Raw genomic sequence first — 22733 nt, 5'->3', positions numbered from 1 at the left:
GTTAGCTGAAGGTTAGAGCGTCTTTAAGGCAGCTTTTTCTTATGGAACTATCGGGACAGGTTAGTTAAACAAGCTATGATGAACCAACTGAATACTTAATGGAAAAAGGAATTTTTGACGGTTGTGTGAACAGGTAGGATTAGCAACTAGACATAAAGAATACCTATTTATAAAAGGGGGCTTCTTTAATGGAAAAAGAAAAATTACTAGCTGTGAAATGTTCGTGCTGCAAAAAAGAATTAGACGCAATAGACTTGGTCATCATAAATGAATCACTTCAGCTGACGCATATTCAATGCCCTTATAAAGGAGAAAAAGCAATTATTGATGTAGGATATTTTAATGATGTATTCCGAAAATACCTGACCTGTACTCATGAAAAAGCCCCTATAAGTGGGGGGATGTAAAGTCCATGGCTTTGCATTTTTAGCAAAAACCTTGTTAATTCGGTTCTATAAAGAGCTATGTCGATCAGTTCTTATGGAACAAAAGGGGCAGGATAGTTCAACAAACGTAGTGGCTGGAACAGTGAAACGATGAAGATGACGTAACCAAAAGATGTTTGAAGGTTAGAGGAGGAATTAACATAAAAAACTTCTTCCAGAATAGGGCGCGTTTCTGGAAGAAGTTTCGCTTTTCTTATATAGTACTATCATTAATATAGGTTCTTTGCGATTCATGGATGGCTAACGGGTGCGTTAGCGGAAGATCGGAGCTGTCTTTAAGGCAGAATTTTTCTTCTGGGGTACCGCCAAAAAGGTCGGGCAAATACTGCCCGACCTTTCAACTATACTCCACGACATAGATAATGGGATATTAATAATTCGAAACTATAAATATCATTCCTCAATATGTATGTAGATTAGTTTTACTTTGCAAATAAGTGGTTGCCTATTCTAATGACTGTTTCCCTTGTGAAAATCCATTCATCTGTTGCCGACAACGGATTATAATAATAAACAGAACCATGAGTAGGATCCCAACCTTGTAATGCATCAATAACAGCTCGATAAGAATGGCTATTTGGGGTCAAATAATATTGCCCATCATGTACAGCTGTAAAAGCATTTGTCTGGAAAATAACATCGTGAGTATTTTTAGGAAAACCTGACGCTGACATTCGGTTCAAAATTACTGCAGCGACAGCTACTTTTCCTTCATAAGTTTCTCCTCGAGCTTCTCCATGAACAACCCTGGCCATCATTTCAATACTATTTAATTTTTGTTGTGTTTGGTATCCAAAAACTCCATCTGGCAATATTCCAGAATCTAGTTGAAGTTGTTTCACTGCATGATCAGTAATTGAACCATAATACCCTGTTGGTTGCCTGTTAAAGTAACCCATTTCCTTTAAATTTTCTTGTAAGTCATAAACTGCTTGTCCTTGACTTCCATTGTGTAAAACTTCTTGAGCAAAGATTGAATTGGGTATAAAAAACATGAAACAAATAAAAATAACAAACGACATTTTTTTTACATTTACCATCAAGTAATACCACCCTTCGATTCATTTTCCTACTATTCTACCTTATCATACAAGAAAAATAGATTTATCTTACATTATTCCTATTTTAAACCAAAGATTTGGGGAATTTTCAGACAAATTCATCTGTTTATTGGGTACCGCCTATCGCCATCAAGCTTAGTAAAAGGATTATACCCAAAACGAAAAATTAAGCTATATGCTGCTGAAGATAGCTTTTTTCGTTTTGGGGTGTAAAGAAATTTTAACTTGATGGGGTGCGACAAGACCCCTTATGGAACTATCGAGGCAGGATAGTTCAACAAAACATCGAGAGTCATAAAGTTTACAAGTGGATTCCTGCGTAACACTCATGTGCTTAGACGGTGCTGACAAATGGCAGTCTGTTATAGGATAATGGTATATATTTGGTGGGCAAAATAATAGGAGGAAACTCCCTATAGAAGGATGTGCTTAACGATGAATGTAGAAATGGTCATGCAGGAGCTTGAAGCCCTTGGCAAGGAACGAACTAAAAAAATGTACATATCCAATGGTGCGCATGAGCCGCTTTTTGGCGTGGCGACAGGCGCCATGAAACCAATTGTAAGGAAAATAAAAATAAATCAGGATTTAGCTGAAGAGCTTTATTCGACAGGCAACTATGATGCAATGTACTTCGCAGGCATCATTGCAGACCCAAAAGCCATGACTGAGTCTGATTATGATCGCTGGATGGATGCTGCGTATTTTTATATGCTGTCCGATTATGTAGTGGCTGTAACTTTATCGGAGTCAGATATTGCACAAGAAGTATCCGATAAATGGATTGCAAGCGGTGAAGAACTGAGAATGTCAGCGGGCTGGAGTTGCTACTGTTGGCTTTTAGGGAATCGAAAAGACGTTGAATTTTCAGAAAGCAAAATTTCCGATATGCTGGACCTTGTGAAACATACGATTCACGATTCGCCAGATCGAACGAAATCCGCTATGAATAATTTTCTATACACCGTGGGGATTTCCTATTTGCCGCTCCATGAAAAGGCAGTCGAGACCGCAAAGGCAATAGGAATCGTAGAAGTCAAACGGGACAAGAAAAAAACCAGTTTTCTAAATGCATACGAAAGTATTCAAAAAGAAGTCGGTAAAGGAAAGCTTGGTTTTAAACGCAAGCATGTAAGATGTTAAAATTGGTTTTGCAAAATTGAAGGGTAATCCAGGAAAATCAATGTGTAAAGCTTCATTATTTTTCATGTTCACCAAGTTGAATACTATTTTGTTTGCAACCTGGTAAAGGGAAAAAATAATAAAGTGCCTACCAATCCAGATAGTCACCAAGTAGGGGTAGAATGGATACATATTAATGATTTACTTCAGTATAGAATATATCCTAAAGAACTAAGGAAATATATCATACAGCATGTTAATCATCAAAAGTCTCCAGTTTATTTAGGGGATATTAATTGAAGCCTTGTTCAACGAACGGGCGCGATGAATCAGCTAAAAGAGTGAATAAATTAAGCCATATTCTTTCGAAAAGGATATGGCTATTTAAATTGATTCGGTAGTTTTGAAAGATTGTTTTGCAGGATTTCCTTTAGCGGGACACTTCGCCGGAAGCAAATCATACACCTATTAATCTCGTCATAATACACTATTTTCATCTTATTCCATCTGTAGTATCGTTGTTTCACAGAATACATAAATGGGGAGAGTCCCACACAAAAGGAGGTCTTCCAAATGAATAAAGAATCAGTACTGATCGTGGAAGACGAAGAAAAGATCTTAAGACTGCTTGAATTGGAGCTTGAAATCGAAGGGTATCAAGTCGGAAAGGCAATGGACGGCAAGGAAGCCCTTGAAGCATACCAATCAAGAAAGTGGGATTTGATCTTATTGGATGTGATGCTTCCGGGCATAAGCGGGATCGAGCTGCTTCGGAAAATTCGAACGAAGAATACTATCACTCCTGTCATCCTGTTAACGGCAAAAGGCTCGGTTGAAGATAAAGTTTCCGGTCTTGATCTCGGCGCGAATGACTATATCACCAAACCTTTCCAAATTGAGGAATTGCTTGCCCGAATTCGTGCGGTTTTAAGAATGCGGCCTGCAGCACCTTCAATGGAAGCTGAAATCGGTGGATGGCTAAATACTGCCGATTTAAAAATGAATGTCAAAACACGCGAGGTCATTAGAGGTGATAGTCATATTGAACTAACGCCAAAGGAGTATGATTTACTTCTTTATTTACTGAAGAATAAGCGTCAGGTGCTAAGCCGTGATCAAATTCTGGGAGCGGTTTGGGGGTATGATTTCCAGGGAGAAACAAACGTGGTGGATGTGTAATCCGATATGTTCGCAAAAAGCTCGAACATGGCTTTGAAACGCCGCTCATTCATACGGTAAGAGGCGTTGGCTACGTCATGAAGGAAGCAAAATGAGACTTCGCAAGAAAATAAACTTATATACAGCGGTGTTATTCATTTTCCTGCTGCTTTTGATGAATGTTTCCATTTATTTTGTTTTCAGTAATCTGATGATGGTGAATGAAATGAATCGTGCGAAAGCGGAGACAGGGAAAATTGCCTTTGATGTTAGTGAAAATGTTAATAATATATCTCCAAATGATTTACTTCGAGCCTATCTGCCTATAGATGGCATGATTGGTATCGTAATCGAAGGTCAACGAAAAGGAACAGCTGTTACATCCAATTCCGAAAAACAATTAAGCAATCGAAATAGCAGCTTTTACCCCGGTGAGAAGAGCGAAATCATCACTTATCAGCAGAAAAAGTATGTATTCGTTTCAAACCCGATCGTTTGGGGGGATGGAAGTGTAGTTAATCTTCAAATCACCAAAAGCATGTCAGCAACCGAAGAAATGCTCGCTGTTCTGCGCATCGTATTAATCGCTGTAACCATCATTGCCATGATACCTGTTCTGATATCAAGCACTATTCTTAGTAACTTCATCGCCCGTCCGATTCGATCGATGATCGATACGATGAAGGAAATTCAAACTAGCGGCCAATTTAAGCGACTTAGCCTAGAAGAAAAATCAAAGGATGAGCTTGTGGAAATGGGAAAAACATTTAATCACATGATCGATTTACTGCAGGCCAACTTCGAAAAACAGGAGCAATTCGTATCGAATGCTTCACATGAATTAAAAACACCGCTAACTGTCATCGAAAGCTATGCAAGCCTTTTGAAGAGAAAAGGGTTGGAGCGTCCTGATTTGTTTGATGAATCCATAGAAGCCATTCATTCTGAAGCCATTAGAATGAGAGAGATGACAGAGCAAATGCTCCTGCTTGCAAAGCATCAGGAAAAATGGAATATAGAGAAGGAAAACGTCAATCTGACTGATATCATGACAGAGTTAGCGAAAGTATATAAAAATGCGTACAATCGGACAGTGGAGATTTATAGTGGCGATGTAATTGAAGCAGTAACGGATGTTCAAAAGTTAAAACAGCTTTTGTTTATTTTTTTAGACAATGCCAGAAAGTATAGTGACGAGCTAATCTCCGTCTACATAGGACAAACAAGTAATGAAGCATATATCCGCATCGAAGACAGAGGGGATGGAATTCCAAAGGCTGAATTGCCAAAAGTGTTCGATCGTTTTTATCGTGTAGACAAAGCTAGAAACAGAAAGCAAGGCGGATCAGGATTGGGGCTTTCCGTGGCAAAGGAAATTGCTGATGCAATAGATGTGCGGATTGAAATGGACAGTCTCGAAGGCAGGGGAACGATCGTTACTCTTTTATTTAATTAAGCCAGAATGATGTTGGATGGGGGATACGATGAAGATTAGAAAAGTGCTGATAACAGCCGGATCGACTCTCGTTTTTGGTCTGCTATCATTCGTCGGATTTCAATGGTGGGCTCCATCATTATCCGCGGAAAGTTTGACGAAAGAAGAAGTGAACCAGACAGCAAAGGATAAATTTCCTGGAACCATTATAAAGACAACGAAAAGTGAAGGTGAAGAATATAAGATTGAAATGCAGCTTGAAACCGGGGTCTATCAAATTAGGATGGATGCGAAAAGCGGGGAAGTCCATTCTATAAAAAAAGAAACCATAGGTCATACAGCTGAAGCGACTACGGAAAAAATTCCTCAAAAGCAACTGACCCAAAACGAAATAAAGGCGCGAATTTCCTCACAAGGTGACCTGGAACAAATTGATTTTGTACAGGAGAAAGACAACTCCTTTTATAAAGCAGTGGTAAATAAGAATAACGAAAAAATCACCTTAATACTCGATCCACATACAGGAGCTATAATTGACTCGACAATGGTGGCAGATAGTATCATTACAGAAAGCGAAGCAATTGCGATTGCCGAAAAACATGTAAAAGGAACAGGTGACGATACAGAATTTTATCAACCTCTAGATCAGACACCTTATTATTTGGTCGAAGTTGAATTGGAGAACGATCGAGACGCAGTCGTTCAAGTGGACGGCTACACGAAGGAGGTAAAAACAATCACATGGGAAGATGACGAAGAGAACGATAATGATGGCCCTGAATAAAATATTGGCTCATAAGGGTTTACTAATCTAGACGTAAATTGAATAAAGCATAAAAAGGGTGATGCTATTAGCTGTCTAATATGCATCACCCTTTTTGGCTTTAGTGAGTAAGAGAAATGCAAAAAAAAAGAGAAGGAACTGTAATAATTCTCACCAATTTCTAATCCTTCTATCATTTAACTCTAATTAACTATCTCTAACATGGAATAAAGCACCAAATGATAAAACAGAGCCAAAGAAGTTAAGTGGATGAAAGGCATCTGGATTATTGTACATAAAACATTCCATCATATTTCAACACCTTAACAAAGTTTTGCAAAGAGAAAGGAGAATCAGTAATGTCAGTTATTTCTAGCATTCTGGATTACAACAAGACGTTTGTCGATCAAAACAAATATGAAAGGTTTCAAACGACAAAGTATCCAGATAAAAAGATCGTCATCATAACGTGCATGGATACCCGTCTGTTGGAATTGCTTCCAAAGGCGATGGGGTTAAGAAATGGAGATGCGAAAATCATTAAAAACGCCGGAGCTATTGTTTCTCATCCATTTGGCAGCATTATGCGCAGTATCCTTGTCGCCATTTATGAGCTGAAAGTGGAGGAAGTGTGTGTAATCGGACATCACGGATGCGGTATGGTGGGGCTTCAATCCTCTTCGCTGCTTGATGCCGCAAAGGAGAAGAAAATCAGCCAGGAGCAAATTAATATCCTTACAAACTCTGGTATTGATTTATCAAAGTGGCTGACAGGCTTTCATTGCGTCGAGGAGAGTGTAAGGAATAGTGTCCAATTGATCAAAAACCATCCATTATTACCGGATTCCATTGCCGTCCACGGTATGGTCATCCATCCCGAAACGGGTAAACTGGATCGAATCATAGATGGATATAGCAACATGGTAAGCAAGGACGAAATGCATATTCAATAAAAGAAGGAGCGATAAAATGAAGGGTTCTAGCAGGTTTGAAGGATATAACTTAGGCCATTTTCAGAAAGACCTGGTTGCCGGGGTGGTAGTTGGGATAGTAGCGATTCCTTTAGCGATGGCTTTTGCCATTGCATCTGGAGTAAGGCCGGAATACGGACTGTACACATCGATTATTGCAGGAATCATGGTCTCCCTTTGCGGCGGATCAAAATATCAAATTGCAGGCCCGACTGGAGCCTTTGTCCCGGTCTTGTTAGGGGTGGTCATGCAGTACGGATATGAAAAACTCTTAATCGCCGGTTTCCTGGCAGGTATCATGATTTTTCTTTTAGGCGTCTTCAAACTGGGAAGATTCATCAAGTTTATTCCGCGTCCAGTTACCATCGGCTTTACAGCAGGAATTGCCGTGATCATCTTCTCGGGGCAGATTGCCAATTTCTTTGGACTCAGTAACTTAAAAAAAGAAGAAGTCTTTCTTTTAAATATGAAAGAAATCTTAGTGAACTTCAATACAGTGAATATCTATAGTGTCCTGGTAGCTAGCATAAGTCTGACTCTCGTCATATTAACTCCCAAATATTTACCGAAAATCCCTGGAGCATTGCTGGGATTGATTGTATCAACCCTAGTCGCCAGCTTATTCTTTCCAGGTCAGGTAGCGACCATAGGATCGGCATATGGCGCCATTCCTAATGCATTGCCCCATTTTCAGTTTCCCCATATCACTGGCGGTCTCGTGATTGAACTCCTACCGGCCGCTTTGGTCATTGCCATGCTTGGAGGAATTGAATCACTCTTATCCGCTGTAGTGGCAGACGGCATGACCAACAGTAAACATAACAGCAATAAAGAGCTGATGGGACAAGGATTGACCAATATGATTACGCCTTTATTTGGAGGCATTCCGGCTACAGGTGCCATAGCCCGTACCGCGACGAATATTAAAAACGGTGCAGTCTCCCCCATATCAGGCGTGATTCATGGGTTGGTGGTATTGCTGGTGTTAGTCAGCTTGGCTCCTTATGCTTCGGCCATTCCTTTGGCCAGCATGGCCCCGATTCTTATGTTTGTCGCATGGAACATGAGCGAGCGCAAAGAATTTTCGCATATCTTAAAAGCCAAAACCATGGACTCGGTCGTATTGCTCGTTACCTTCGTGTTAACCGTAGTGATTGACCTGACAACAGGCGTCGGGATCGGATTACTATTAGCCATTCTATCGTTCGTTAAACTGATGAGCGGTACATTGAAATTATCAAAGGTATTACCAGATCCAGCTGATAAACTAGTTAAACCAGAAATGGTGCAACAAGGTTCAAGCTGCCCGCAGATTAACATTTATACGATAGAAGGACCTTTATTCTTTGGCACAATCGAAAGGCTGCAAGAAGAAATCGAGGAAATAATGCGATCAAAACCAAAAGTCCTCCTATTAAGAATGAGCAATGTGTCATTTATCGATACATCGGGGGAAGCACTGCTAACCGACATCGTGAAGCAATTCAAGTTTCATAACCTACAAGTGCTGATTTCAGGAATTCAACAGGAACCTAAAGAAATGCTGAGAAAAACCGGATTTATTGAACTGGTTGGTGAGGAACAGTTCTTTTCCAGTACGGGAGATGCCATCAATAAAGCTTTATCCAAACTGGATGAGAACCGTTGTAAAGGGTGTAAACAGTTTTCATTTGCTGAATGTACCGCACTCTCACAGCAAGTTCAAAAGCCTGCGTTATTAAAACAGAGCAGAAAACGGGAGATAGGGTTAACTTGACTCCTGTCAAGAAGAAAAGGCATCTGCTTTTGGCGGATGCCTTTCTCTTCAACTTCTTTTATTTTCGCTGCAAGATGGCGGATTATTGAAATCATTAACACATCGAGCTTGTTCGCTCAGGGATTTATCCTGACTATGCATGCGTGAACGTTTATTCCTCTATGATATCCAACTCTTTCAGGGCTTCAAGCGTAATCGTTTTGGCTTTGCTTCCGCTTCCGTCCATGTTCGTTGCGAAGGCCCATTTCCCTTTGTCCGTTTCGATGTACCCCACATACCAGCCCAATCCCATATCAGAAAGGCGTGTACCGGTTTTTCCATGGAGGACATATGAGTCAGCTTCTTCATTGATCATGATTCTCTTTACGGTTCTCATATGCTGCTTGTCGATAGGCAGCTTTTCCTCTACAAGCTTTTCGATGAATTGGACTTGTTCCAGGGCAGAAATCTTTATGCTGCTGTCCAGCCAGAACTGATCGATCCCGCCGGAGATATCACGATTGCCGTAATCGAGCAGGTTTACATACTGCTGCATGTTTTCCGCCCCGATATCGCGGGCCATTGCTTGATAATACCAAATCACGGAATGCCGCATGGCTGAAGCAAGCGTATGATCTCTGTTCCAATCTTCAAATTCCCTGATTACGCCATCCCAGCGCTTCACTTCATATTCATCACTTACCGCTTTTGTCTGTAAACCAATTAATGCATTCGCCACTTTGAATGTCGATTCTGGAGTGTAGCGTACTTTACTTCTCTGTTTATTATAGATGAATACCTTATCATTTTTTAAGTTTTGGAGTACCATCGTGCCTTCCGCACCATCGAAGGAATCCCCGATATCCAGTTCTTTCACCTTTTGATCGTTAGCACTTGCATGAATCGTGCCCATGGAACCAGTGACTAGCAGGACAAGAATGAAACATAACGTTTTGATTTTCATTACACACTCTCCTTTAAGGCATGGATTGATCGATCATCAAATAATTTCCATAAAATAGGTTGATAGCTAAAGTATACCTATTCCTGATAAAAAACGAAACCTTATTCTTGGATTCTATCTAGATAGCATTAATCAAGGAGGAATGCAGCGGGTAGCTAATGAATATATAGAGCAAACGATAGAATGGGAGGAATCTATCATGGAGGTTAACCAAAGAAAAATAAATAGTAATGAAAAAGAAATTACATACACACATATTGAAACCGGAAGTCCGGCCGTTTGTTTTATGTTTTCAGGTGCGGGGTACACGTATGAGAAACCGCTATTCTATTATTCGACAATGATCATGCTTCAAAATCAGTATGATGTCGTGCATATTCATTACGCCTACGACCAGGATATATTCAAGCATCCATTGGTAGATATCACAAAAGTGATCGTTAATGATATCAATCCCGTCATTGCGGAAGTGCTTCAAAATCATGAATATCAAGGAACTGTGTTTCTAGGCAAATCACTTGGCACCATCCCCATCATCAACGGAATCATGAAAAGTGAGCAGTTTACGAATGCCAAAATGATTTTGCTGACGCCTCTATTGAAGTTCGATTCTATTTTTGATGGGTTATTGAGCAGCAATCATTCAGCACATCTAGTTATTGGTGAAAAAGATCATCATTATATTCCAGATAAAATTCAAGCGATTGAAAATAAACCGAACATAAGCATGAATAAAATCCCGCATGCCAATCATTCCTTGGATATTGAACCTTTCGATACTTCAAGGACGATCATCATGCTGGAAGGTGTAATGAATAGAATGGAAGAGTTTTTAAAAAATATAGGTTAGTGAAATGCAAAAGGCATTCAATCCAGGGGGTAGCAGGTGAAGAATGTTATAATAAGAGTATTGTAGTTTGGAGTTCTGAAAGGAGAAATGATGGTGGGAACCAATACATTTCATTCAATTGATGAATATATCATACAATTTCCCGAGGAAGTTCAGGAGATATTAAAAACGTTAAGAAAAGTCATAAAGGATGCAGCACCGGATGCAGAAGAGAAGATAAGCTATCAAATGCCTACCTTTGTTTTATATGGAAATCTGGTACATTTCGCTGCCTATAAAAAACATATAGGATTCTATCCAACTCCAAGCGCGATCTCTGCGTTTGAATCTGCCTTATCTGAATATAAATGTTCAAAAGGGGCCGTTCAGTTTCCACTAAACAAGCCAATTCCTTATGAATTAATAACTGAGATGGTTATATTTAGAGTGGAAGCGAACAAAAAGAAAAAAGCAGAAGGCAAATCTCAAAAGAAAAAATAACATCGATTATTATCAGAATTAACAAAATGCTTAATATATGAGAGTATGAGCTGCAAGGATTTAAGGACCGAAAGAGAAAGGTGGAAATAATATGTTCAAAAAATTATTCAGTAAAAAAGAAAGTGTGGAACAACTGCTTGCTCCTATAAACGGACAAGTAATAAAAATAGAAGATGTTCCGGATCCGGTGTTTTCCGGGAAAATGATGGGGGACGGAATAGCGATTCTTCCTGAGGAAGGGTTGGTCGTATCTCCAATCGATGCAGAAGTGATCCAGGTTTTTCATACTAAACATGCTCTAGGCCTCCGTACGAAGAATGGCATAGAATTGTTGATTCATATTGGCTTAGAAACAGTTAACCTTAAAGGCGAAGGATTTGAAGTCCATGTCGCAGAAGGGCAAAGGGTAAAAGCAGGAGACAAGCTTGTGACATTTGATATCGATTTTCTAAAATCCAAAGCTCCAAGCATCGTAACTCCGATCGTTGTCACGAACGGCGAGCTGGTTGAAAAACTGGAAAAAACAAATAATACCCAAGCAACTATTAACGATACGGAGATTATGAGTGTTTATTTGAAGTAAAGAAAATAATTGCTTAATTACGTTGAGTCCCTTCTAGTAAATTATAAACTTCTAAACATGAAAAACAGTCTTGCTGGCGAATGCTGGCAAGACTGTTTTTACTAAAAATGGATCCCATATACAGAGTAAGACTTAGCTTCAATCAGCTTAGTGAACTATTCAATTACACATGCCTTAAATCACTACTTAAAAGATCTAAGATTGTTAATTAACTGGTTAATATTTTGGCTTGGACCGCTGTCATATAGAGAATCTCTGAATTTTAAATACGTAGTTCCCTTTTCTATTATATTATTTAATAGCAAATTTTCAGGGAATCTTAGTGTGGTTTTAATAGGAATATCATTCCATTCTTTGCTAGCAAAACCATGGTACCATGTAAATAATATAGCTGGATTTTTTTCTATTAGCTTTTTCAATTGCCAATCCATAGAACGTTCGGAAAAGCCACTGTTGCCAATACCGGTATTTAAACAATCATACATTGCCTGTAAAATTGAAAGCCATATATCATCAACATCATCCCAATCATAAAAGCTAGAGAGAAATTGATGTTGATAAGATATAATGACTGTGCCGTAAAAGGTAGTTCCTTTTGAATTAATTAGCTGTTGATTTGCCAGTTGCTTAGCGTTTAAGTGATGGATTGGGATAAAATCTTCGTTATCTAATAATTTTTTATTATCAATAGCATCATAATTATTTTTTGAGATATATGTTTGAATGGTAACCATCTATGAACCACCTATCACATAGGGGAGTTTTCGTTTCCCATCTATTTTTTGAACTTGTGCTGCATTTGCAAAACGAGGATTGCTCTACTTGAATAATAGGTGGTGCTTCGGGAGTTTGGATAGCGATCGGAGGACGAAATGATTGGGATGAATCCTGGTAAAACAACTGAAATCGAAACCAAAACCAGTAAAGAAAATTTTCCGGATACTTCATGTTTTAATACTAATTTTCATATACATACCTCCTTAAAAGTAATTAATTTTAGTAAAGCATGGAATTATATAGTTTTTATTTCAATAAAGACACAGTGTGTTTTATTTTTGAAACCATTTGGTATACGAATTTCAATTTTTATGCGCCATCCAATGTTGAAGCAGTCTGTTTAATATTTGAAATACTTTAAGTATGTGAATGATGAATGTTCCCCGTGACTAAGGTTGTATGTGTTCAATGTGAATACAATGAAGCAGGAAAATCGAAAATTGCAGCGAATAGTAGGTGAGTGAACAAATAAAATCAAGCGAGGGTGAATTGGATGGGAGTTCAAGCAGAAAAGATTTTTGTAAACTTGCCTGTTAAAGATTTGGATGCCTCAGTAGAATTTTTCACAAAGGTCGGTTTTGAGTTTAACGAGCAAATGACCAATGAAAATGCGACATGCATGGTTATCAGCGAGTCCATATATGTCATGTTGTTGGTGGAAGACTACTTTAAAACGTTTACCAAAAAGGAAATTCCTGATTCTGCATCGAATACGGAAACCATCGTCGCCCTGTCCGTTAAAAGCAAGGAAGAAGTCGATGAGATCGTGAATAGGGCACTGGATGTTGGCGGAAAGCCTTTCAATGAAGCCATTGATCATGGTTTCATGTACGGTTGGAGTTTTCTGGATATCGATGGGCATTCTTGGGAAGTATTTTACATGGACGAAAGCGGATTTAATCAAGAATAAAAAGCAAGGCACATCCTTCACGAAGGACTGTGCCTTTTTTATCGATCTTAGCTGAATTTCATTCATAACAATACGGGGCTAATGTCTTTCCACTCATAAACCAATAGATTCAATTCAGAACCAGCTATTTTGATTTTTTCGGTTTCAAGCAATTCAGCACCAAATGCCTCATAGAAGTATCGAGATTTATTATCTTCAAGCACTTCTACGAAAATTGTCTCGAATCCCAGTTCTTCGAATTTAAAGAATAATTCTTTGATGAGTTTCTTACCTATCCCCATTCTTTGTGAATTTTCGAGGATATATATCGCAGTTAAATCGCCCGAATCCTCAACTTGATTCGTCTCCCTTTTCCCTCCACATATAAACCCTACTATTTTTCCTTCGTTATTTTCTGCGACATAAACATAATTTCCATTACTAGTTATATTCTTTATCCATATGTCTTTCCTTTTTTCATAAGAAAGTTTATCTAAAAAATCACTCGGCATTATATCTTTATAAGTGGTTCGCCAGCAATCCACATGGACTTTCGCTATCCCTTCCGCATCAGCCAACGTCGCCTCTCTTATTAGCATAGTGGTTCCTCCTTTTTTAAGTTTGCTATACTTCTCATTTTTACTAATGTTATCCAATTAGCAACTAATCGGCCCGGTATATTCCAATAATTAACTTTGTGTGTTACTATTTCCTATAGTTTGTTTAATGTGGGAGAAGGAATGGGATGAAACAGATTTTCCGTAGTAAAATATTTTATTTAATAATCTTCTTGGTTATCTTGGGGGTTGTGCTGGTTTTTAATAATGACGAAGAACCGACTGAGAAATTAACTGCCAATGATTTTTTTACAAATTTAGCGGATGGAAAAGTGACATTTATAGAGGTGGAGCAGCGAAAAAGTGTGATTGAAATAAGCGGTCGGCTGGCAGGGTATGAAAAGGATCAATACTTTGTCGCGTCTGTCCCAAATAGTGAAACTTCGCTAGATAGAATGAATAATGCTGCAGAGGAACATGATATAGAAAAAATGGAGTTTACACCATACAAAGAGACAAGCGGATGGGTCACCCTGCTTACAACGACCATCCCGTTCATAATCCTTTCCATCCTGATTTTAGTCTTATTACTATTTAGAGTTATAATAAAAAGATAGTTTTCGACGATATATTCCCATTTTCGGAGATAAAACATTAGTTTTCGACGATATAGTTCTATTTTCGCAGATAAAACTGTAAGTTTCGTCGATATTTCTAGTGAGTTATGGTTTCTGCAAAAAAATATTGAAGATTGCTGAATAGTTTGATAGAATAAAATAAATGAAAAAGACTATGTGCAACTGGCGAAACACGGATAACCGTGAGGGAACACATAGTGTCGTAGCCGTTCGCCTGGGCAGAGGTAAGGGATTTTATCCCTTGCCTCTTTCTGTATATTAACAGATAGTGAAGCTTTAAAGTCAATATTTTGAAATTTCAAAACTATTATATTCAAAAGAGGAGCAAACAAAATGAGCACAATACTTTTAGAAAAAGTCAAAACGATCAAAGCGTTAAATAATATTGCCGAAAGCGGGCTGAATGTATTCAATAAAGGCGATTTTAAAGTCGACAATGACAGTGAAAACCCTGATGCGATCGTTCTTCGCAGCTTTAACATGCATACTATGGAATTCGGCGATCAGTTAAAAGCAATCGCAAGGGCAGGGGCTGGAGTCAATAATATTCCGGTCGACAAATGCACTGAGCAAGGAATTGTCGTTTTCAATACACCTGGGGCTAACGCAAACGCTGTAAAAGAAATGGTGCTGACGACATTGATGGCTTCATCTCGTAATCTTTTTGCCGGTGTGGCTTGGACAAAGACGCTTGAAGGCGAAGGAGAACAAATTCCGAAGCTTGTCGAAGCAGGAAAGAAACAATTCGTTGGTAAAGAAATCAAGGGAAAAACTCTTGGCGTAATCGGTTTAGGAGCAATCGGTGCACTTGTAGCGAATGACGCGCTTGATTTGGACATGGATGTCATTGGCTTTGACCCGTTCATCTCTGTTGATACAGCTTGGAACTTATCCCGCAATGTACAGCGCGCCATGACAATTGAAGAATTGTTTGCAGAATCTGATTATATTACAGTACACGTTCCATTAACTGACGACACAAAAGGAATGTTTAACCAAGAAACATTCAGCATCATGAAGCCGGGCGTACATATCTTGAATTTCTCACGCGGCGAGCTAGTGAATGAAAATGATATGCAAGCTGCACTTGAAAGCGGAAAAGTAGGCAAGTTCATTACTGACTTCCCGAATGAAAACGTGTTGAAAATGAAAAATGTCGTTCCAATTCCGCATCTTGGTGCCTCTACGCTAGAATCAGAGGAAAACTGTGCCATCATGGCAGCTCGTCAGTTGAAGAACTTTTTAGAAACAGGGAACATCAAGAACTCTGTGAATTTCCCGAACACTTCGCTTCCTTTTACAGGAAACCGTCGTGTGGCAACTTTCCACGAAAACGTTCCGAATATGGTTGGGCAAATCACGCTGGCTGTATCAAGCTTTAATTTGAACATCGCTGACATGGTTAACAGAAGCCGTGGGGGATATGCATATACGATCATCGACATTGATGGAGAAGTAAACGGCGATATCATTCCTGCCTTGGAAGAACAAATCAAACAAATCGAAGGCATCGTTACAACTCGTATTATCTAATTGGAACAAAAAGAAAGCTGATAAATAGTGAAAGCCTCAATTCCTTTAAGGAGTTGAGGCTTTTTTAGGCTTTATTAATGATTTTGGAATAAATATTGGGGTGGTCATAATAAACTGGCTCACGTGTTAACAACCTAGGGATTACAACGACTCAGCCTGCGGACAGCTCGATACATTCAGTTTAAGTCAAAACTTCTTAGTATCGAAATTCTCAAAATCTATCATGGTTTCCTTCTGTGTTATCTTCATAATGTACAAAAAACATCAAGTAGATTGCGAATAGGAGATGCAAATAAAGTGGAACATCTTCATCACTTTGAATGACAACAAATATGTAAATTCCATATAGCAAAATGGGAATGCTTAAAAGGATTCTGTGCTTAGTCACATGTCATCCCCCCATACATCCTCAAATATTAATACATAAGCTGCTTGAAAATCCTTTTCTGCTAGAACATCTGCTAATTTCATAGCTTCATCCTCCTAATTAACCAAATATTCTGTCACTTCTATTAATACAATAGTATGAAGTACAGAGAAAATGCTGTCAATCTATATTCCATCTGTACTCATTTTAAGTTAACGGATTCATAAGTCATCTACCAAAATAACCATCTCATATATAGGCAAAACGGTACCAAAACGGGGAAGCAATGCGATCAACTGAACGCCAGGGAGCAACGTGCTGCGAACCTGAATCAATGGAGTCACTTGTATGCCTCCTTGCTTCCGTTCACTTCAGTGCATCTAAGTAAAAGAATCGCCCCTAATCCAGAGACGATTCCCTATCTACAAAAAAAGGATGACCCTATATTGTTCTTCCTCAAAAATTCTGGTGCTGATGAAGGATATTCGATGTTAAAAAAGCTCCAACAGGAGGCAATTGCCCGGTATACGCATTACCGCTAACAGGAAATTGATTCAGGGCTAAATCTGTAGTGGCAATCCACGATCCAGACTCACCTGCTTGCAGAGAGGGAGGCTTCATAAGAAAACGTCCTTGAAGAATGAAATGCCGGATTCTGCTCTGTTGATCATCAATTATGGTTAAGTTGCCAGAGAACGTGGCATAAGGTGAATCAAATGCGATTTGTTTGGTGTTTTCATTCCAAAATCCATTAATCGGAATGGGTCTGCCACGAAAATTAACCGTACCAACCACCCTATTATCTATAATGGAATGAATGGAAAGTGTGCCCCAAATAATCGTTCTGCCAGCTATTGAAGAGTGGATACCCCATACAGATGGGAATGGAAAGCTAACCGAAGCAGTTCCCTGTGAAGTTACCAATGCTATGCCCTCCCTTAATGGTCGTTTATGTTCCGAGGAAGATTCCTTGTTTAAAGCAGTATATGCAGCACGAGCAGAATAATTTAATAAGAAAGGTGAACTCTTACATCCCCTGCCTGAAATTGCATGATGAGTTACCAGTACTGCTGGAAAATAGGATTGAACGGATCAGAGGAAGGAATGGAGGGAAATGAGGTAGAAGCGGCGAAAGTAGTCTATAGAAATGTGCTGAAGATAGGAAGAGCAGCAAATGTGAACGGATCAGATAAACAGCTAAGGAGCATGAAGAACGGTTTGAAAAACGAAATGATAATAGATCGTAAAAAAACATGAAGGAGTGACGCATATGCATAAAAAAGGTTGTTCCAAATTGAAGTGTCAGTGTTTCATCGTACCTAACTATATTCTTGAGAACCTGGCACAAAATGAAGTGGAAGAAGCACGGATCAGTTTAGCGAAAAGCCGTCAAATGCGCAGGCGCAGAATATTGAAAGAATACGATATTGACGGTGTTGTCGCACTGACGGATGCAGGATCTGGACGTCAAGGTGAATCTGCCCGTCATGTTTACGATTGCAAGGGAGGGACGAAACTCCGGGAGAATGAGGCTAGGAAAGAAGGAGACCGATCAAGTGCAGATCCCATTGTTAACGCTGCATATGATTATAGCGGAGTTGTGCGTGATTATTTCAAGGATGTTTTGCACCGTAATTCAATTGATAACCAAGGTCTTGATCTCATTCTGAACGTTCATTATGGCAATAAATTCACGAATGCTTATTGGGACGGAGATGAAATGGTATTTGGTGACGGCGATGGGGTCATCTTTAGCAATTTTGCCAATTCACTCGATGTAATTGGACATGAATTGACACATGGGGTTACGCAGTTCACAAGTGGATTGGAGTATGAAGGTCAGTCCGGGGCATTGAACGAACATCTTTCAGATGTGTTTGGAGTTGCCATAAAACAATTTCACTTAAAGCAAACAGCAGGAGATGCCGATTGGCTGATCGGTGCTGATATTATGGGACCGACATTGAAAGGGCAGGCCCTCCGTTCGATGAAGGCACCAGGTACGGCATTCGACAATAAGTTAATGGGTAAAGATATTCAGCCTGATCATATGAAGAACTTCTATAAGGGAGAACGCGATAATCATGGTGTCCATATCAATAGCGGCATACCAAACAAAGCCTTTTATCTAGTATCCATGGAAATTGGAACGGACAAAGCGGCCTTGATCTGGTTCAATGCGATGCAGAATTTATTTGCGACGGCAAATTTCAATCAATTCGTGCAAATTGTCATAAAAGCAGCGCAAAAACTTGTTGATAGCGGCGATGTTACGAAAACAGCCATCAAGACGATTGAAAATGCTTTTAAAGCGGTTGGACTGCCTGAGTAGTCATATTCCATGAATAGGAGGCTTCATCTACCATGCATATCAAATTTAGCTGCATAGGGGGATTTGCCAACCTCGACTTGAATTTCGAAATAGATACGGATGAATTGCCGAAAGAGAAGTATGAGGAATTGAAGAACTTAATGAATCAAGCTGACCTTCCTAATGCAGCCCAAAGTAAAATGGTAAAAACGCAAGGGTTCGACTCGTTTTCATACCAGCTGGATATAGCCGATGAAAAGAAGAAGCAGTCTTTCTCATTTAATGACATTTCAGCTCCAGAGGAAGTCCGGCCCTTATTGGATTATTTACGGAACATAGCAATTGAAATAAAGATGGCAGAATAACCACGTCAAAAAAGTCTATCATCTTGATAGACTTTTTTGTTTGTCTTAAAACTTCACAAAAATGTCATTTCGTTTCACTTTTATCTGGATTTTGGCTGTTTGTTCTCTAAATGGACACAAAATAGCGATCTGCAGTAGCAAATTTGAAACGGAAATTAGAGAGTATAGCCCTTTGATGAGATTTTGTAAAGAGTTAGCCAATCAAACAGGTAAAGCAGTCACAAAAGGGAACTAATTTTGAAAGAGGCAATACAAGAGCGGTTTTACAAAAAAAGCATAAAATAGGATAATGGTCGCAGAGAGGTGAAGTGAATGACATATCAAGAAATGAAAGTGACGATAGCCGGAAACAGCCTTACCCAATTCGGGAAAAGAATATTAATCTCGCAGATTCAATTCTCGACATTGGAGGCGATATTCGAAGTCGATGAGGCGGTTCAAAGAAAGCTTGATCTCAATCGAAGGACTGAAATCAGGGAGTTCATCATCGATTCTGTATCGGAAGGGGACTTTTACTTTTCCCCATTCATCTTCTCGAGCAGGGGAGCGATCCAAGAAGTGCCCGTGGGCGGGGAACTGCCACCAGGAAGTAAAATATACATACTTGACGGTCAGCATAGGACCTACGCCCTCATTTCAGCCATCAGTCACCTAAGGGCACGGAAGGAAACGGAAGAAGAAATCGGAAACTTTCCCGAAGCGGCAAAGCTCCAAAACCAAATTGATAAGTTGAAAACCTATCCGGTCACGATTCAAATCTATTTAAATCTGGAAACGCATGAAGAAAGACAGCTATTCAATGATATTAATACGAAGCGAAAAGAGCCGCATAACGGCTTGGTGATGAAGTATGACCAGCGCGATGAATATGCAGAACTAACACGGAACATTGCCAGGATATTAGAAAGTAAGATGGAGATAGAGACCACCCTTTCGAGGATCACCGTGAGCTGTACGGCGCTGACTACGCTGACGATCATGAGGCGCTGCCTTATTGCTTTATTTGAAGGAAACGTCACCGCGAAAACGGGTAAAGCCAATTATGGTGATATAACCAAAGCCGAAATCATCAACACCGCGACCGCGTTTTTCGAGTCATGGCTGGAAATCTTCCCGAAGAAGATGACAGACCGGACCACATTCACATCAGGGTATTCCGGCATCCAAATAGCCCTTGCCCAAACGATCCACCAACTCCACAAACATCATGAAATCCCCTATGAAGAAGCAATAAATCATATGCTGCATTTGAAGAAAGCCTGCACTTGGAAGCATGATGATGTCCTTTATTCACACATTTACGATCCCTTGAAAAAAAGAGTCAAAAACCATTCGACTACAAACGCCATCCAGAAAACGGCTCTCGCGTTCAAACGAAAAATAGAACAAGAAGGAGGATGGCTGCATGATTCTAAGTGAATTGGACCGGAAAAGAAGGACGATGGTTTCCTGCTCCATCATCGAGCTGGTCCATATGTATCGCAACGGTCAGATCGCCACGAGGGAAATCAACCAACTGCGGGTCCGATCGATCAAAAACTATCTTTTGGACAATGCGTTAACGAAAAATATCTACCTGCCGCCGCTTGTTGCCAGCAGCAGGGAAGGAACCGCCCCTAATGGAGATCCCATCTTACTTTCGATCATCGACGGAACACAACGAATAGCGGCCTTCGCGCAATTGGAGGACAGTATCCTTAAAGCGTTAAAGAAGGATGAAGAAAAGGTGAAACAAGCATACGAACTGGATTCATTCATGAAGGACAGCTCGATTGCGATCCAAGTATTTGAAGGGCTAACAAGAGCGGAAGAATCCCAGCTCTACCTGGATCTCAATCTAAAAGGCAAGAAAGTGGCCCTTTCCAAACGGATATCATTCGACTCGCGAAACAACCTTAACGTCATTACCAATCAGGTGCTCCATACCCATCAATCGCTAAAAACAGCCGGTGTCGAACTTGAAAAGCGGTCCATCAATCGTCCAGCCAATAAAAACCTCTTATCGCTATCGCAATTGAGGCAGGTCATAGGCATCTTCATGACTGGGAAGGCACACGTAAATATCGAAGAAAAAGTATCACAAAGTCCGCTTTCGAACAGTGAATACATCACACTCATTCATCTCTATCTTAATGAACTATTCGACATATACCCGGCAGGACAGATGGGTGATTACACAAAGTGCATGCTTGCCAGTTACCCGCTTTTCATTGCCGTTGCCCTTTATGTCAATGACAAAGTGGAAAACCAGCCTATCGAACAAAGACAACAGCTGATTGCCACGAGAATGTCAAAATTGAAAGAGGTGGACTGGAGTCCTGATAATCCGATTTGGAAAGAGTTTAAAGGAACATACAAAGGGCGGCCGCCATTATTTCACCTAAGCAAAGATAAAAACAATATCGAAGAGCTAGTACGCTGGCTGTATAGCTGTTGAGGAGGTGAGGGGAAATGTGATAATGAAAAAGTGAAAAACCCCTAGGTGAGGACGTCCGGTCAGACAATCACCTAAGAGCTTGTGAGCAGGAGTATACCTGCCTCTATGTCCAGTATACTCCATAAAAAGGAATAGTGAAATGGGGAGTGAATGGAATGATGATACGAAAAAACTATTTATTGAATATGGAAACGGTAGGAATGATGGAGCGATACGACGCCAATGGTGTCGAGATGACTACGGTAGTGGAGGGAGAAAACACATTCCATGTTAGGCAACCGCGCCAGGAAATCCTGAATAACACGTTAAACCACTTTGGATTGGATCTGGATGGCGGACTAGCAGCAGCCAAATCCGTACTGGGCGGTAAATACAGACTGCCCGTCTGCATAAACGCCCAGCTGGGGATGGTCTGGTTCTCCTCCCGCTCATTCCGGAAAAGAGGAGGAGTCTGGTTTTCCTACATCCACATTCGTGACTTAGAGGAAATGAACGAAAAGGAAACACTCGTCCACACAAACTACGGTCATTGCCTACCAGTAAACTTAAGCAAAAATCAACTCGCCTTCAAAAGGGACCAAGCATCCTATCTGCATACGACCTTCCATGAACGCTCATTGGGTAAAAAGACCTTTTATTACGAACCGGGAAGCGGAATCACCTTTTGCAAAGAACCCGGGGAGGTCCATTACAGGGTGAAAGGAAAGGAATAATATAATCGATGAGACCGCTGAATGGGCGGTCTTTTCTTTGGAATGGATTAAGTGAGAGCAGGTTTTATTTAAAATCCAGAAATATAGTTATTGTGAAAAATGGAATGATAAGTAAAAAGTTAATTATTAGGAAAGGGAGTACATATTTTGAAACGAATATTTGCTATTTTACTATCTTTTGGACTAGTTTTAGGTCTCTCGTTTGGCGCAAATAATGTTGCCAGTGCCAAAACAGAAGTGAAGACTTATAAAAACTGTACAGCATTGAATAAAGACTACAAAGGAGGCGTAGCCCGTACATCTTCCGTTAAAAATAAAGGAGGAAAAACGAAATACAAGCCTCACGTTTCAAAGGCGCTTTATGATGCCAATAAAAAAAGCGATCGCGACAAAGACTTTATCGCTTGTGAAAAATAAGGATTAATCAAAGAGACCTCTTATAGGAAGGTCTCTTTAGTTTGTAGATAAAAGGTCTTCCATCTGAATTATTAAAGAGACTCCTGCGGAAAGCGAGTGCCTGGAGAGGGCAGTTCATTTTTGTACAAAACTAAAAAGGCGGAAGCTAAAGCCTATACAGG

Annotated in this window: 26 protein-coding genes, 1 pseudogene and 1 riboswitch; of the genes and pseudogenes, 20 read left to right on the top strand and 7 right to left on the bottom strand. The window is 39.9% G+C overall.

All coding sequences use genetic code 11. The features are described from left to right. The first annotated feature begins 188 nt into the window (after window positions 1-188). Entirely contained in the window at window positions 189-407 is a 219-nt protein-coding gene (locus MKX49_RS19920) for a hypothetical protein (protein ID WP_323598236.1), read from the top strand. Between the two features lie 461 nt (window positions 408-868). On the opposite strand, the gene MKX49_RS19915 is transcribed toward MKX49_RS19920, so the two are convergent. Further along, window positions 869-1486, bottom strand: coding sequence for a cell wall hydrolase (locus MKX49_RS19915; protein ID WP_340877487.1), 618 nt, complete (start codon window positions 1484-1486; stop codon window positions 869-871). Between the two features lie 456 nt (window positions 1487-1942). Between MKX49_RS19915 and MKX49_RS19910 the strand changes: the two genes are divergently transcribed. The 6 genes and pseudogenes from MKX49_RS19910 (at window position 1943) to MKX49_RS19885 (ending at window position 8712) form a co-directional block, all read left to right on the top strand. Continuing rightward, entirely contained in the window at window positions 1943-2650 is a 708-nt protein-coding gene (locus tag MKX49_RS19910) for a DNA alkylation repair protein (protein WP_340877485.1), read from the top strand. 552 nt (window positions 2651-3202) lie between these two features. Next, window positions 3203-3903: pseudogene (locus tag MKX49_RS19905) on the top strand (response regulator transcription factor). Further along, window positions 3900-5243, top strand: coding sequence for a sensor histidine kinase (locus MKX49_RS19900; RefSeq protein WP_340877484.1), 1344 nt, complete (start codon window positions 3900-3902; stop codon window positions 5241-5243). The pseudogene MKX49_RS19905 and the gene MKX49_RS19900 overlap by 4 nt, the downstream one beginning before the upstream one ends. A 28-nt stretch (window positions 5244-5271) precedes the next feature. Continuing rightward, the gene (locus MKX49_RS19895) at window positions 5272-6006 is read left to right on the top strand and encodes a PepSY domain-containing protein (RefSeq protein ID WP_251542261.1); all 735 of its coding nucleotides are present in this window, start codon (window positions 5272-5274) and stop codon (window positions 6004-6006) included. Between the two features lie 338 nt (window positions 6007-6344). Further along, the gene (locus MKX49_RS19890; RefSeq protein ID WP_340877483.1) at window positions 6345-6938 is read left to right on the top strand and encodes a beta-class carbonic anhydrase; all 594 of its coding nucleotides are present in this window, start codon (window positions 6345-6347) and stop codon (window positions 6936-6938) included. Between the two features lie 16 nt (window positions 6939-6954). After that, the gene (locus MKX49_RS19885; RefSeq protein WP_323598224.1) at window positions 6955-8712 is read left to right on the top strand and encodes a SulP family inorganic anion transporter; all 1758 of its coding nucleotides are present in this window, start codon (window positions 6955-6957) and stop codon (window positions 8710-8712) included. A 151-nt stretch (window positions 8713-8863) separates the two neighbouring features. On the opposite strand, the gene blaOXA is transcribed toward MKX49_RS19885, so the two are convergent. Further along, window positions 8864-9655, bottom strand: coding sequence for a class D beta-lactamase (gene blaOXA / locus MKX49_RS19880; RefSeq protein ID WP_340877482.1), 792 nt, complete (start codon window positions 9653-9655; stop codon window positions 8864-8866). A 199-nt stretch (window positions 9656-9854) separates the two neighbouring features. Here blaOXA and MKX49_RS19875 point away from each other — a divergent pair, with 199 nt between their 5' ends. The 3 genes from MKX49_RS19875 (at window position 9855) to MKX49_RS19865 (ending at window position 11568) form a co-directional block, all read left to right on the top strand. Beyond that, window positions 9855-10505, top strand: a complete 651-nt coding sequence (locus MKX49_RS19875) for an alpha/beta hydrolase (RefSeq protein WP_340877481.1) — start codon at window positions 9855-9857, stop codon at window positions 10503-10505. Between the two features lie 90 nt (window positions 10506-10595). After that, on the top strand, window positions 10596-10985 hold the full coding sequence (locus MKX49_RS19870) for an iron chaperone (RefSeq protein WP_412762710.1): 390 nt from the start codon (window positions 10596-10598) through the stop codon (window positions 10983-10985). 91 nt (window positions 10986-11076) lie between these two features. Beyond that, on the top strand, window positions 11077-11568 hold the full coding sequence (locus MKX49_RS19865) for a PTS sugar transporter subunit IIA (protein WP_323598221.1): 492 nt from the start codon (window positions 11077-11079) through the stop codon (window positions 11566-11568). Window positions 11569-11750: 182 nt separating this feature from the next. On the opposite strand, the gene MKX49_RS19860 is transcribed toward MKX49_RS19865, so the two are convergent. Continuing rightward, entirely contained in the window at window positions 11751-12302 is a 552-nt protein-coding gene (locus MKX49_RS19860) for a hypothetical protein (protein ID WP_340877479.1), read from the bottom strand. A gap of 536 nt (window positions 12303-12838) precedes the next feature. On the opposite strand from MKX49_RS19860, the gene MKX49_RS19855 reads away from it, so the two are divergent. Beyond that, window positions 12839-13255, top strand: coding sequence for a VOC family protein (locus MKX49_RS19855; RefSeq protein WP_340877477.1), 417 nt, complete (start codon window positions 12839-12841; stop codon window positions 13253-13255). Between the two features lie 62 nt (window positions 13256-13317). Here the strand turns inward: MKX49_RS19855 and MKX49_RS19850 are convergent, their stop codons facing one another. Next, window positions 13318-13833 (bottom strand): GNAT family N-acetyltransferase, encoded by a 516-nt coding sequence (locus MKX49_RS19850; protein ID WP_340877475.1) that lies wholly within the window; start codon window positions 13831-13833, stop codon window positions 13318-13320. Between the two features lie 146 nt (window positions 13834-13979). Here MKX49_RS19850 and MKX49_RS19845 point away from each other — a divergent pair, with 146 nt between their 5' ends. Beyond that, window positions 13980-14408 (top strand): ATP-dependent metallopeptidase FtsH/Yme1/Tma family protein, encoded by a 429-nt coding sequence (locus MKX49_RS19845; protein WP_340877474.1) that lies wholly within the window; start codon window positions 13980-13982, stop codon window positions 14406-14408. 169 nt (window positions 14409-14577) lie between these two features. Then, a riboswitch (ZMP/ZTP riboswitch) is annotated at window positions 14578-14656 on the top strand. A 106-nt stretch (window positions 14657-14762) separates the two neighbouring features. Continuing rightward, window positions 14763-15962, top strand: a complete 1200-nt coding sequence (locus MKX49_RS19840; protein WP_048687182.1) for a phosphoglycerate dehydrogenase — start codon at window positions 14763-14765, stop codon at window positions 15960-15962. Window positions 15963-16173: 211 nt separating this feature from the next. On the opposite strand, the gene MKX49_RS19835 is transcribed toward MKX49_RS19840, so the two are convergent. The 3 genes from MKX49_RS19835 to MKX49_RS19825 all read right to left on the bottom strand — a co-directional run bounded on the left by MKX49_RS19835 (window position 16174) and on the right by MKX49_RS19825 (window position 17253). Then, window positions 16174-16350 carry a hypothetical protein gene (locus MKX49_RS19835; protein ID WP_153246150.1) on the bottom strand — a complete coding sequence of 59 codons (177 nt, stop codon included), beginning with the start codon at window positions 16348-16350 and terminating at the stop codon, window positions 16174-16176. Between the two features lie 200 nt (window positions 16351-16550). After that, window positions 16551-16673: a hypothetical protein gene (locus MKX49_RS19830; protein ID WP_340877473.1), complete on the bottom strand. Its 123-nt coding sequence runs from the start codon at window positions 16671-16673 to the stop codon at window positions 16551-16553. Between the two features lie 112 nt (window positions 16674-16785). Continuing rightward, window positions 16786-17253 carry a hypothetical protein gene (locus MKX49_RS19825; protein WP_340877472.1) on the bottom strand — a complete coding sequence of 156 codons (468 nt, stop codon included), beginning with the start codon at window positions 17251-17253 and terminating at the stop codon, window positions 16786-16788. A gap of 159 nt (window positions 17254-17412) precedes the next feature. Here MKX49_RS19825 and MKX49_RS19820 point away from each other — a divergent pair, with 159 nt between their 5' ends. From MKX49_RS19820 to MKX49_RS19790, 7 genes are all read left to right on the top strand, one after another. Further along, complete coding sequence (locus MKX49_RS19820; protein ID WP_323598216.1) at window positions 17413-17586, top strand: hypothetical protein; 174 nt, start codon at window positions 17413-17415, stop codon at window positions 17584-17586. Window positions 17587-17599: 13 nt separating this feature from the next. After that, the gene (locus tag MKX49_RS19815) at window positions 17600-18661 is read left to right on the top strand and encodes a M4 family metallopeptidase (protein ID WP_289350837.1); all 1062 of its coding nucleotides are present in this window, start codon (window positions 17600-17602) and stop codon (window positions 18659-18661) included. Between the two features lie 32 nt (window positions 18662-18693). Further along, the gene (locus tag MKX49_RS19810; RefSeq protein WP_340877470.1) at window positions 18694-19005 is read left to right on the top strand and encodes a protealysin inhibitor emfourin; all 312 of its coding nucleotides are present in this window, start codon (window positions 18694-18696) and stop codon (window positions 19003-19005) included. A gap of 312 nt (window positions 19006-19317) precedes the next feature. Continuing rightward, on the top strand, window positions 19318-20424 hold the full coding sequence (locus tag MKX49_RS19805; protein WP_340877469.1) for a DNA sulfur modification protein DndB: 1107 nt from the start codon (window positions 19318-19320) through the stop codon (window positions 20422-20424). Next, entirely contained in the window at window positions 20411-21442 is a 1032-nt protein-coding gene (locus MKX49_RS19800) for a DNA sulfur modification protein DndB (RefSeq protein WP_340877468.1), read from the top strand. Before MKX49_RS19805 ends, MKX49_RS19800 begins: the two co-directional genes overlap by 14 nt. A 155-nt stretch (window positions 21443-21597) precedes the next feature. After that, window positions 21598-22155 (top strand): competence protein ComK, encoded by a 558-nt coding sequence (locus MKX49_RS19795; RefSeq protein WP_249595665.1) that lies wholly within the window; start codon window positions 21598-21600, stop codon window positions 22153-22155. Between the two features lie 147 nt (window positions 22156-22302). Next, window positions 22303-22572 carry an excalibur calcium-binding domain-containing protein gene (locus MKX49_RS19790; protein ID WP_340877466.1) on the top strand — a complete coding sequence of 90 codons (270 nt, stop codon included), beginning with the start codon at window positions 22303-22305 and terminating at the stop codon, window positions 22570-22572. The last annotated feature ends 161 nt before the right edge of the window (window positions 22573-22733 follow it).

Source organism: Peribacillus sp. FSL M8-0224, from assembly GCF_038003055.1.
GTDB lineage: Bacteria > Bacillota > Bacilli > Bacillales > DSM-1321 > Peribacillus > Peribacillus frigoritolerans.
This window is presented reverse-complemented; position numbering and strand designations above follow the sequence as displayed.